This is a genomic window from Mycolicibacter icosiumassiliensis (assembly GCF_900078685.2).
In the GTDB taxonomy this organism is placed as follows: domain Bacteria; phylum Actinomycetota; class Actinomycetes; order Mycobacteriales; family Mycobacteriaceae; genus Mycobacterium; species Mycobacterium icosiumassiliensis.
In genome coordinates, this window is the sequence record NZ_LT546166.1 from 3407566 (window position 1) to 3418674 (window position 11109).

12 protein-coding genes are annotated in these 11109 nt (G+C 63.3%); 4 read left to right on the top strand and 8 right to left on the bottom strand.

Annotated elements, in window-relative coordinates:
• Positions 1-98: 98 nt before the first annotated feature.
• The 5 genes from BN4346_RS40235 to BN4346_RS40250 form a co-directional block, all read right to left on the bottom strand.
• Entirely contained in the window at positions 99-1946 is a 1848-nt protein-coding gene (locus BN4346_RS40235) for a hypothetical protein (protein WP_067974836.1), read from the bottom strand.
• 10 nt (positions 1947-1956) lie between these two features.
• Positions 1957-2301: a hypothetical protein gene (locus BN4346_RS40240; RefSeq protein ID WP_067974840.1), complete on the bottom strand. Its 345-nt coding sequence runs from the start codon at positions 2299-2301 to the stop codon at positions 1957-1959.
• A complete protein-coding gene (locus tag BN4346_RS40245) occupies positions 2291-2503 on the bottom strand; it encodes a helix-turn-helix domain-containing protein (RefSeq protein ID WP_067974845.1) in 213 nt (70 codons plus the stop codon). The genes BN4346_RS40240 and BN4346_RS40245 overlap by 11 nt, the downstream gene beginning before the upstream one ends.
• 278 nt (positions 2504-2781) lie before the next feature.
• Positions 2782-2904, bottom strand: coding sequence for a hypothetical protein (locus BN4346_RS49550; RefSeq protein WP_268811487.1), 123 nt, complete (start codon positions 2902-2904; stop codon positions 2782-2784).
• 55 nt (positions 2905-2959) lie between these two features.
• Positions 2960-3697, bottom strand: coding sequence for a neutral zinc metallopeptidase (locus BN4346_RS40250; RefSeq protein ID WP_067974849.1), 738 nt, complete (start codon positions 3695-3697; stop codon positions 2960-2962).
• An 881-nt stretch (positions 3698-4578) separates the two neighbouring features.
• Between BN4346_RS40250 and BN4346_RS40255 the strand changes: the two genes are divergently transcribed.
• On the top strand, positions 4579-4959 hold the full coding sequence (locus BN4346_RS40255) for a hypothetical protein (RefSeq protein WP_067974852.1): 381 nt from the start codon (positions 4579-4581) through the stop codon (positions 4957-4959).
• A gap of 1 nt (position 4960) precedes the next feature.
• Here the strand turns inward: BN4346_RS40255 and BN4346_RS40260 are convergent, their stop codons facing one another.
• The gene (locus BN4346_RS40260; RefSeq protein ID WP_067974854.1) at positions 4961-5410 is read right to left on the bottom strand and encodes a hypothetical protein; all 450 of its coding nucleotides are present in this window, start codon (positions 5408-5410) and stop codon (positions 4961-4963) included.
• Between the two features lie 331 nt (positions 5411-5741).
• On the bottom strand, positions 5742-6305 hold the full coding sequence (locus BN4346_RS40270) for a chymotrypsin family serine protease (RefSeq protein WP_067974860.1): 564 nt from the start codon (positions 6303-6305) through the stop codon (positions 5742-5744).
• A gap of 843 nt (positions 6306-7148) precedes the next feature.
• On the opposite strand from BN4346_RS40270, the gene BN4346_RS40280 reads away from it, so the two are divergent.
• The 3 genes from BN4346_RS40280 (at position 7149) to BN4346_RS40290 (ending at position 9529) form a co-directional block, all read left to right on the top strand.
• Positions 7149-7802 (top strand): hypothetical protein, encoded by a 654-nt coding sequence (locus tag BN4346_RS40280; protein ID WP_067974866.1) that lies wholly within the window; start codon positions 7149-7151, stop codon positions 7800-7802.
• 108 nt (positions 7803-7910) lie between these two features.
• The gene (locus tag BN4346_RS40285) at positions 7911-8645 is read left to right on the top strand and encodes a hypothetical protein (protein ID WP_067974868.1); all 735 of its coding nucleotides are present in this window, start codon (positions 7911-7913) and stop codon (positions 8643-8645) included.
• Positions 8642-9529, top strand: a complete 888-nt coding sequence (locus tag BN4346_RS40290; protein WP_154677630.1) for a hypothetical protein — start codon at positions 8642-8644, stop codon at positions 9527-9529. Before BN4346_RS40285 ends, BN4346_RS40290 begins: the two co-directional genes overlap by 4 nt.
• A gap of 1140 nt (positions 9530-10669) precedes the next feature.
• On the opposite strand, the gene BN4346_RS40300 is transcribed toward BN4346_RS40290, so the two are convergent.
• A complete protein-coding gene (locus BN4346_RS40300) occupies positions 10670-10933 on the bottom strand; it encodes a hypothetical protein (protein ID WP_067974876.1) in 264 nt (87 codons plus the stop codon).
• Between the last annotated feature and the right edge of the window lie 176 nt (positions 10934-11109).

Genomic DNA, 11109 nt, shown 5'->3' on the forward strand with positions numbered 1-11109 from the left:
TATACAGAGTTTTGTATATGAGGGGTAGCCTCCGCCGACATCCCCTATGACCTGGGCTCTCCTAGTCCCTCACCAGTTGCTCGACAACCCCGCTGAGATCAACTACTGAACGCGGCGTTCGGGTCGAGCGCGGCAGCCGACATCGACAAGCCCGGTACGTTCGCCGTCGACTCCGACGTGCTCCCGACAACGGGTGCATCGTCAGTGGGGACACCAACTTCGGCGGGCGCGGCTGCGACGGGCGGAGCCTCCTGCACAGCTCCTACCTGCTGTACCGGCCCGTGAGCACCCACGGCGGTGTCGGGCTCAGCCAGTCGGAAGATGCCATCGTGCTCACGGTTGAATCCGCCCGCGACATCCCCGAGCTTCTGCACGGATTTGTCCTCCATGAGAACATCTCCATCGCCGAGGTAAATCCCGTGCTTCCCGTCGGCGGTGATCACGTCGCCCTCCCGCATCGAGGCGGGACTCACAGGCTCGCCAAGGTCTTCGCCCTGCGGTGGCAGGACGTAGCCACTCTCCGACGCTGCCATGAACAGCGATTTCGGGTTGAACTGGTCGGCGGCGACCATCGCCCGAAGCGTCTCCGCCATGCGGAAACTTGGCATCGTCGCCATCCGCCCGTTGCCTACGTCCACCGTGCGGGCTTCCTCACTGTTCGGGTCGAATTCCGCGTGAGCTGCGGGAACGCCTGCGTCGATAGGCGCAACGCCGCCGTCATCGGGCTGCGTGTCGTCGGGCAACAACTCGTCGTCGGGAGCCTCGTCCACGTCGGTGTTCTCGTCTTTGTCCGTATCCCTGTCGTCGGCGGGGGTGTCCTCGGGCTCATCATCCAGGGGTTCCTCGACGGCTGCGAAGGGTTGCTCCTGCCCAAACGGTGACTGCATCCCCTGACCGAGATCAGGCATGCCCATGCTCCCAGGCATGCCGCCACCAGGCATGCCACCACCGAGACCGTCCGTTGGTAGTCCCATGTCGGGGCGGGCGTCAGGTTCGCGCCCGAGCAGCTCGTCGAGCTTTTCAGCCAACGAGGTGTCGGGGTTTTCGATGTCCCCTCCACCGCCGAGACTGCCAACGCCAGGGTCGGTGATCACCTCATCGGGTGCCTCCGAGAAGCCGCTTCCCGTGCCTGCGTTGCCCGCCAACTGATTTCCGAGGCTGTCGGCATCCTTGCCCGCGCCTAGTTTCCAGTCCGCCAGGGCGGCGTCGAGCACACCGATGGACTTGTCCGACTCCGCTCCGTCGGCGGACAACTCCGCGATGGAAGGTGCTCCCCCGCCATCGTGCACCGAACGGTCACCACTCAACCACCCGAGCAGCGCGGTCACGGGTGCCGCGATCATGCCAAGTCCCGGGATCGCAGCCGCCGCCGTGCTGCCGATACCAAGACCAATACCCGTGTCAGCCTTGTGCTTCTCCGCCGCACCGGCCAAGTACATTCGCACGCTCTTGACCGACTCCCGCACCGTCTTCAACGCCCCGTCCGCGTGCTTGTTCGACGACGTGATCACAGGTGGGAGCGCTGCCTTGACCGCCTCGGTGCGCTCCACCAGCACCGATAGGTCCGCTTCTCCCCCGCTGCCGTACTTGGTCTGGAGGCGCTCGCCCCAAGTTCCCGACAACTGGTTGGTGATCACGCCCTTGACTCCCTCGATACCTTCGATCAACGCATCGAGCGAGGTAGTCAGCGTTTCGTGATGCAGCGCAGGCATTTTCGTGAGCGAGTCCGTGCATCCACCGCCGCAAGTGTGATCACAGAACGAGCGCACGGCGGCGGGATCGGCGTTCACCGTGGCGGTGTTGATGTTCCCCAGTCGCGAGTCCAAGGACTGCACGCTGTCGGCAGCGCGGGCTCCGCTCGGGTTGTCGATGTCGCTGTTTCCAGTCGAAGGCAGGTACAGCATCCCTGTACCTGCGGGAGCGTGGAGGATGTTGGCGTTGGTCATGGTCAGCTCCCTAGATCGTCACGATTTCGTCGACATCGGACACCGCCTGGTCGGTGACGTCCTGCTGTCCCACCGCTTGTTTTTCGAGCGTGAGGGCGTCGGCGCGCAGTGTCTCCACCAGGCGTTTCGCCACCGCTGCATACCTCACCTGCACGCGGGTCAACGCCTCAACGGCGGGTACCCTGATGGGTGCCACGTCGCCATCAGCGGTGCCCTCACTGGCGGGTTCGAGGGCGTCGTCGAAGATCGCCTTCGAGGCGGTCGCCAAGGACTCGATCTCGTCGGCTTGGGCGCGAAGGTTTTTCGCCGCTGCATTCAACTCGTCGGGGTCGACGATGAGGGTGTCAGTGGGCATTGGTCGCTCCTCCGTTGTGGATCGCGCGCCAGACCGACGTGATGCTAATTCCGGCGCGGTCAGCGATGCGCTGATAGGTCCAACCCGAGTCGGCAAGTACGCGGATCACCGCGCGTCGGCGGGTCACCGCAGCGTCCAGGGCGCGGGAGAGGTTGTCCACCTCCGCCTGCACCCTGGTCAGCGTGCGTTCTGGTTGCTGCATACCATGATTTTACGGGGCGTGTATGATCCCTACCAGCGACATCCGTATAGGGTAGGTATACCTAGACCGTTTGCTGGGCGAGCCTTTTTCGCCGATCTGCGAAATAGGCGGAGGCGGCGTGCAAGGACATGGAAACGTGCAGGTGGTGAGGTAGGCGGAGCCGCCAACCCCTAGCCGTCCAGTGGGGATGCACACCGTCCCTGTGTGGGCGTGGCGTGGCAGACCGAGCGCATGTGCCGCGATGGGCGGAGGCTGGGCGTGGCGGTGTCCGGTCCCGCTCAGGTGTAAGTGCCTGCCTTGGCAGCGTCGATGTCCTCGGTCTTGGTCGTGCTCTCCGCTTCCCCGGCGGTGTGCGCCTCGGCGAGTCGCTTACCTGCATCGGCGGGAGTTGGCGCGGTCATTGTCGTTGTTCCTCTCTCACAGGGACTTGGGACATGGAAACGTGCAGCTAGAGGGCTAGTTCTGGAGGTACTTGTTCACGCACGACTTGAAGTCCGTCGTGGTCATCCCCTCATGGAACGCCTCCTCGCGGACGGCGGTACCACCGAGAGCTGTCAACGGCAGAGCACGGTCTAGGTCAGCGGTGGGGACACCTTTTGCCGCGAGAGCGAAACCAGCCAAGCAGTCAGCGGAGGTCTCGGCGGCGTTGGTGGAGCCGATGAGCGGGGCGTCGTGAAGGTCGGCGGAGAAACCCCGCGCCGCCTGGATGGCATGTCCCACCTCGTGCGCAGCGGTGATCTCTAGTGCTACAACGCCATAGGGAGGATCGGCGAGTAGTCGCCGTTCCCAGTCCGCGTCGTACTTGATGTCCGTCGAGTCGTCACCGCACCCGACGGCGTGTGCTGTCGGAAACATCGTGGTATCGCACACCAACGGTGATTGAGACGCCTCGGTGCGGACGTTCAGCAGAATGCCCTTTCCCCGCCAGAACGTCACCATGTTCTGCACTGCCTCATCCATCGACGCGACGCGGGGATTCTCGCGAGTTCTGATCTTTCCGCCGTTCGGCAGGAACCCCTCCAAGGGGTTTTCGGTGGGCACGGGATCGGCGGGAGTCACGCCGTCGAGGGCGGCGTCGAGCGGGGTGAGTTTCGTGGTCGCTGTCCCACTCACGGTGTGGCTGCACGCGGGTAGCACAAGAGCCGCCGCGACAGCAACCGCGACGGTAGTCCTCCGTGCCCAGATGCTGGACATGGGACTATCATCCCCAATGCTCTTGGCGTTGGCTAGAGACCAGGTGGGACGTGACATCACCCCGCCTTCCTCTCGGGTTTGGACGGCTCTGGCTCTCCACTGCCGAAATCGGGCTCGGGCTTGCCGCTCGACGCCCGTCCGATGAGACCGCCCTGGACTGCCTCGTCTGCCGTTCCTTGTCCAACGAGATCAGGGTCGCGGTTCGGAATCTCCGGCGGCTTCATGTTTTTCGAGTGCTGGGCTCCACCTCCCCCTAAACCTCCCATGCCGCCCATCGGACCTCCCATTGGAGGACGTCCACCACCGCCTGCGTTCGGGTTACCTGCCGCAGTAGCAGCGACTGCACCTGAACCGCGACCGCTTACGTCGGCGATGGTTTTCACCCCTGTGACTGATCCGCCACGGTCGGGCTGACCGGTCGCGACGGCTGCTGCCGCTCCCAGTCCAGAGCCCGCCGCCATACCGTCACCCGAGAGACCAGTAGCTACGTCAGCGCCACGATCATCTTTTTTCCGCTGCGGGGCTTGCATGTTGGGAATACTGCCTGGCATCGCGCCCATTCCGCTGGGCATTCCGCCAGCGGGCTGCATCTGCATCGGTGCCATCTGGGGAGGCATGGGCGCAGTGGTCGCGGCGCGGGCTGCACCAGCACTAGCGGTGTCCCCTGACACGTGCGTGCCGACGTCTGCCATCGACATCGGCGGTAATGACGGCATGCCCCCGCCGCCTCCGCCTCCACCGCTGCTTGGACGGTTGAGAGGCATCAAGGTGACACCGCCCTCGCCTGTATCGGTGGTGCGACCACGCTTCCCACCCGACCCGCGCCACTCGCTCACCTCAACCGTCGGGAATCGTGGCGGGGTCGCGGTCGTCTCGCCCGCGTGGCGCACCCGCGCAGAGTCACGCTCGGCGATCAGCTCGCCGAGCTTCTTGTCCTCTACCTGCGCCTGAGCTATACCACCGAAGCGCACCGCCGCGATGGTCTTCCGCCGTTGGTCCTCGATGTCCGAGGGGGTAGGCGCGGCGGAGAAGGCGTTATCAGCATCAGCCTGTATCTGACAAGCGCTCACCATGTCGGTGCAGTTCTCTTGCAGCGCTTGCAATTTCGAGATATGCCCGTCGAGCAGCTCCACGGCGGCTTCGGCGGCTTTACCCTGCTGGGTTTCGATGATTTGCAGCCGTGCCGCCATGAGCTGTTCGGCAACATCACCGCAGCTTGCCGCCATTTCACTGAATCCCTGACCTGCCCCGGTGAAGGGTGACTCAGACATGATCGCCGCCAGCGGATTTGAGTCTGCACTGCATGTCGTCGATCAGATCGAGTACCTGTCCAACGGCTTGCGCTGCGGTTCCTGTCACGTATGGGACGAGCGCCAGCACTTCACCGCGTGCGGCGGTCAGGAGGGCGTGCTTCGTCAGGCATTCGCGGCGGCAGGAGGAGAGAACATCGACGTACTCCGATCCCGCGTACTCCCGATTCAGTGAGGTATCCCATGCCGATGCCTGGTCGAGTTGCGCGATGAGCGAGAGCGCCTGGCGGTTCAGGTGGAAGAAGTGATAGCTGACCGTGTGGAGGCTTCGCACCGCTTCGTGATTAAGGGCGGGCTCGGTGTACATCGCCGCGCAGAGACGCATACTCGCCGCGTTGGTGCCGTTCGCATACGCAGCGAAGGCGTTGCTGTAGCTGAGGAACGGTGATGTCGTCGTGCTCATCGGTACCCACCTCCATCAACCTGACGCTGCAAGTCCCTGAGCGCGTCGATGTCGTCGCGTAGGCGTTCCAGCTCCACACGAAGTTGTCCCCGTGCAGCGGGACGACGCGGGGTGAGTAAGTCCTCGGCGGGGTACTCCACCTGGGTATACCGATCAGGGAGGGTCGGTTCGGGAAGTTCATCAACCGCCGACGGATCGGCGGATATCACCTGCTCCACCGACACAGGCTGCGTCGTGCGACGGTCTCCTACCGAATAGCCGACAGCGCCCGCGCCGACGACAGCCACCGCCACGACAGCCCCCGCGATGGAGCCTCGTGTAATTACGTCTTTCATGCCGCTACCTCCGATTTTTGAGCGGTGCCAACAACCCGAAAACCCGCACCCCACTTCGGGAACAGGCTCTGCACGTGGGAAACGAGTGCCCGCACAGGCACCGAGTAGGTGCTGCGTTCGCTGCCGCCTATGAGCAACCCGTACAGAGTCCCTGTACGGGTGTTCACCACCGGACCGCCGCTGTTTCCTGGCTCGCCTGGGGCGGTGGCGCGGAAGACGCTCGTGCTCGATGAGGTCACCTGCCCGACGCGCCCAGACTGTTCGACGGTTTCACCCACCTTCGCGCTGCCGATGCGGGAGAACCGCGCGTTCGTGCTCACGCCCGCATCGAGCTTGATGAGCGTTGCGCCGAACGGTCCCCGCGCACTGGCGGGATCGCCCGCATGCGCGACCACCTTGCCGATGCGGTGTCCGCCAGCGGTGACCACTTCACCCGAGTGATGGGAGCAATGACCAGCGGTGACCGCCAGGTGGTCGCCGCGTGAGTTGCTCGCAATGAAACCGAGGGTGCAACTGCGGGAGCCGTCGAGCGTGATCATGTCGCCCGGTGAGACGGTCACCGAGGCGGATGCGGTAGGCGCACCAACGAGAGCCAACCCTGCGCCGAGGGCGAGGGCTGCGAGGGCTGCACGGACGTTCATCGGGTATCAGCCCGTCCGAGGATTTTCCATACCGCAGTGTGCGAAATCCCAAGCGCCGCACCGATTCGGCGTTCTCCCCAGCCTGCCTGGTGTAGAGCGACGATGGGCGAACGGCGACGGCGGAGGGCGACGCGGCGGGCAGCCTCAGCGGCGTCGACACGGTCCTGCGCGGCGCGGGCGATAGCCACCAACTCGGCTACGTCGGCGTTCACCATCTCTTGCATGACTATACGTATACCTGCATAACCATTTCTTTGTCAACTAATCCGCCATTCTTTTATCCGAAATCCCGTACAGGGAGGGTATACGCGCAAGGAATGGCGCGGAGTTCGGCTGTTGGACGTACGTAGGAGACTATTCAGGTTACCCATGGAACCGTTTCCTACGTGCGTAGATGCCGAATTAGGCGTTTCGGGCGGGGTTATTCCTGAGCTTTTCATGATAGTTTTTCGCCCATTCCTGGCCGGGTCGGTTTGTGCCGCCCTTTGTGGTGTTAATACCAGGCGAAGAATCAGGGACTGCGCTTTTGGTGTCCCGTTGATTGTTAGCGCAGGTAATGGGCTCGCTGATTGCGTATAGGGATGGTGTACCCAGCTAACTAGTGACTCTATTCATATCCTTTGTACTGCCCTTTGTGGTGTTAATATCATATCAACATAATCGCAGGTCACAACGGGTGCAACTTCCCCAAAGAGCTGAATTCAGTGGTACGTTAGTGTCACACGGCAACCAGCCAGCAACGCCCAACCGACAGGAGTAGAAATGACCGCCACAACCGCCGACGATGTAGCCATCATAGAAGAGGACACCGACGGCGTGCTTTTCACGCAGCACCCGGGGCAATTCCAGCCATTGGCTGCATTCATCACGGTGAACTTCGACGGTGACGTTCCGTCGATGTACGCCGAGTCCCCCGAATGCAATCCTTACCGCCCATTCGAGCGGAGTTTCGGTATCGACCCGACGCTGACAGCCTCCGCAGTGAACGGGATCATGCGCGGTATCGCCGCCGACGTCGCCGAAGCGTTCGACGCACTGGACACGGTTTTCAACCGCCACAGCGGTCTCTACGAGCCCGACTTCGACGCTGAGGACGTTCGCGACGTCATCGCCCGCATCGAAGCGACTGTCGAGAGTGGTTCGGAAAGCGGCGAGCGGTTCTCCGGCGTGGAGATCAACGACGAATACCTCGGATACGACATGAACGACGAGGTTGCCGCCGTCACCGCCGACTCCACCGACGCCGAGCTGGCTGAGCTGACCAGCGCGGCGGTGAACGAGCTGGCTGTGGAGTCCGAGTCAGAGGGTTACGTCGTGACCCGCTTCATCAACTCCGACATTCACCCGCTGTTGGAGGCGCGCCGGGACGAGTTGATCGCGGAACGGGGCTGGACAGCCGAGAGCGTCTGCGGCTAGCCCAAGGAGGGTGTGCGGGAACCAGCCGCGCAGGGAGGTGCAAGCCCTCCCACACCCACAACAACCCGTGACATCCGTTGCGGGACAGGACAAGCCCAAGGAGCAGAGATGACCACCTACACCTACGGTGACAAGTACAAGGCGAACGGCGCTGACCCTGATCTGACTTTCCTCGTGTTCTACCGCGAGGGAGCCTGGAGCGGGTCTGGGCGTCGGGGCGCGGGGAAATACTCCGTCGATATGCCCGACCGCTGGGAGACCGCTGTTCTGCGTGGTGATGACCCACGGTGGGCGTTCTGGAACAAGTCCGGTGCACGTGAGTACATCATCGTCAGCACTTCGAAGAATCCCAACCAGGACAGGCGCTTTCAGCAGTTGCGCAGAGACATCAACAATGTCGCAGACCCGAATCTGTTGCGGGAATTCTTCGGGGTCACCTGGGTCGAGTCGGACAAGCTGAAGGTCGCTGACGTTCGCCATGCCGTCGCGCGTCCGAACGGCAGTTCGCGGCTGAAGCTCGCACTGTGCGTCGTCGGTGCCAGCCGTGCGAATGTCAACGTTCGTCGGCTGGCTGCGGCGCTGGCGGTCACCGGCACGAGCCAGCGGGGTGTGGCGCTGGCGGAAGCCATCGCGCGCCTGAAGCTGACCGCCGAACGGACATCTGAGGTCGCACGCACGGCAGTGACGGCGAAGGTCACGGCGCGGCAATTCGAGGCTGGTGTGAAGGCGGCACGGGAAACTGCGGCGGAGTTCACCGTTGACGGAGAGGTCTTGCTTCCGCTGGTGGAGGCAGCGACGAGCCATTGGCAGGTAGCGGTGATTGACGCGGTGGTAGCGGCATGAGTTGGAATCCACGACGCCTCGCCGCTGTGGACGTGCACGACGTGCACGGCGGGGACGATCCGGTCCTCCTATGGTTGCCCGCAGAGGCAGTCGCCCGCATCGTGAACGGCATCGCCGCCGGTGCTATCGAGTACACCGACGAGAAGCCAACTCAGCCTGTGGTTGTCGGGCTGGGGACGCCGATAGCCACCGCCCACGGCGAGGTGTCAGTGCTGGTGGGACGCACCGGTGAGCCATGGAAGCTGATGGCAACCATGGCACGGGCAGTGGTGAATCCCGCGCCGATCATCACGGACAGGGCGTCGCTGCTGGACAACGCGCTGGCGAACATCACCCCTGACATACTGCGGAGCAACCGTATGGTGTCGGCGTTCACTCGCAGCGGTGGTGAGGTCGGCGAGGCGTTCATCGACGCCCGTACAGGTGATCCCATCTTCTCCGGTCCCCCGCCGTCGGACTGGACATGTGGGGAGATGTTGCCTGGACAGATGCTGCGGGGGGTTCTCCACCAGGCGCTATACGGCGACGACGCTCGTCTGCTGGGTGCCCTACACCGCGCAGCCTGGACACTTTACTGCGAGCCAGTGGAACGGGAGATCACCGCGACTGAGGTGATTGGACAGCGGGTTTCGACGGGCAAGGGACGCCGTGGACGTGACTACGACGTGTCGGTAATCGACGTCCGTCCCCCGTCTGGAGTCCGCTACCGGCCAACGGGCGAGCCCATCGAACACGACCACCGTTGGATCAGGCGCGGGCACTGGCGTCGGCAGGCGTTCGGAAAAGGGCACACCGAACGTCGCCGCATCTGGATTGAGCAACAGGTCTGCGGTCCACCGGACAAGCCCCTTATCGACAAGACCAAAGTCAACGTCATTCGTTGACGGACAGGAGAAATGACCATGACGAACAAGATTGCGCTCGGTGTCCGATCAGACCTGTGGCAGCTTCCGCCCGCGCAGCAGACGATGGTGCGAATCCTCGCAGCGCTGGAAACGTCCGGTCCCGCCGAGCTTGGCTGCATTCGCAATTCACGGGTGGGTAGAAGGCTGGCGAGTTACGTAATCCGAGTTATGCCCGAACTGGTGAACGGCGGGTACGTGGTGGCGACCAGCCGTGGTGCTCGGAACGGGGAGCCGGGTGTACGGCGCACGCGAGGTCGGACGTTCTATTCCCGAGGCGAAGGGCTGCCTCCTGGCATCGACCCAGACCTGTACTCGCGGGTGGTGGCTTATCGCCGAGCCACGCCACCCGCGCGTCCGGTGACGCGGGGAGGAAGGTGGTGATGACCACCGAACAGGCGAGGCGCGACCGCCTACTAGCGCCAATTGCCACGTCACGCTGCTTGGGCATCCCCACTCGCCGTATTGCGCACGCGATGCGGCAGGCGGGAGTGGACACTCGCCTGGACGTTAAGACAGCGAAGCGGTGGAGACGCGAACCAGCCTCCGCTCCACCATGGTTCGTCGCCTTGTTGGCGTGGAAGGCTGCACGAGACGCTGGACGCGAGTTTCGCCGCCAGCAGGCTAGCGAAGAGGCTGCCCTGCGTGACTTAACGGCAGAGCAGACAGCCAAGGACAAGGTACTTAGCGGGACGCGCCTCCGCAGGTTCTCCGACGAGGAGCTTGCGTGGGTCGACCAGTGGACGTGGTATCTGGTCAAAGACAGGACACCTCGCGCCGAGTGGGATGAGTTCGAGCGTCGTGTAGCCAAGCTAGCTGGACTATGACACCACCTACCGATAGAGGGGACTGGACATCCGATGTGTAGAGCAGGCGGACGCCGATGCCCATCCCATCGCTCCCCGTCCACGGTGAAGTGCTCGATGAGTTCCAAGACCATCGGTGTCGGTCATGCCCTCAGTTTGCCTGCGGCGCACCGGGATTGGGAGCTGCGACGCGGGATGTGACGACATTTCGCTGGCGGAGTGGTTTCGTCACATTGTGATGAAACGGGACCGGAAAACCGCAGGTCAGTCAGCCGCGACCGGAAATAAATTCCGCCGTAGCCGCCGCGCAGCAGGCTCAGGGGTAGAGAACCACCACGCCGAACCAGGCTCCATCACGGCTCTCTCGGCGGTGATCCTGTAGGTCTGAAAGCGCCCCCTCCCAGTTGGGGTAGTCCTCGCGGTCCCATCCCGCTCCTGTACGGCGTAGCAGCGGCTGGGTGGATGCATTGCGGTCGTTAGTGACGATCAGCAGCCGACCACCATGTGCCCAGTGCCTCTTCGCCGAATCTGTATCGACCCGTACCAGCATTCCGATTTCGTCGTCATCGCCGTAAGTCATTTCGCGGATACTACCGACACCGCTGACAGTAACCTAGCTGACCTGCGGTTTTCCGGTCCAGTTTCGTTACATTGTGATGAAACAGGGACCGGAAAACCGCAGGTCAGTCAGCCTGGCGGATCGGACCATCTGGGTTGTCCGAGATGGAGGTGTGGCGAAGCGAGCGCCTGCGCCGC

Bases quoted from the DNA above. Each gene is read 5' to 3' on its own strand.
- BN4346_RS40260 (WP_067974854.1), bottom strand. From the start codon at position 5,410: ATGAGCACGACGACATCACCGTTCCTCAGCTACAGCAACGCCTTCGCT.
- BN4346_RS40250 (WP_067974849.1), bottom strand. From the start codon at position 3,697: ATGTCCAGCATCTGGGCACGGAGGACTACCGTCGCGGTTGCTGTCGCG.
- BN4346_RS40300 (WP_067974876.1), bottom strand. From the start codon at position 10,933: ATGACTTACGGCGATGACGACGAAATCGGAATGCTGGTACGGGTCGAT.
- BN4346_RS40240 (WP_067974840.1), bottom strand. From the start codon at position 2,301: ATGCCCACTGACACCCTCATCGTCGACCCCGACGAGTTGAATGCAGCG.
- BN4346_RS40290 (WP_154677630.1), top strand. From the start codon at position 8,642: ATGAGTTGGAATCCACGACGCCTCGCCGCTGTGGACGTGCACGACGTG.
- BN4346_RS40280 (WP_067974866.1), top strand. From the start codon at position 7,149: ATGACCGCCACAACCGCCGACGATGTAGCCATCATAGAAGAGGACACC.
- BN4346_RS40235 (WP_067974836.1), bottom strand. From the start codon at position 1,946: ATGACCAACGCCAACATCCTCCACGCTCCCGCAGGTACAGGGATGCTG.
- BN4346_RS49550 (WP_268811487.1), bottom strand. From the start codon at position 2,904: ATGACCGCGCCAACTCCCGCCGATGCAGGTAAGCGACTCGCCGAGGCG.
- BN4346_RS40245 (WP_067974845.1), bottom strand. From the start codon at position 2,503: ATGCAGCAACCAGAACGCACGCTGACCAGGGTGCAGGCGGAGGTGGAC.
- BN4346_RS40285 (WP_067974868.1), top strand. From the start codon at position 7,911: ATGACCACCTACACCTACGGTGACAAGTACAAGGCGAACGGCGCTGAC.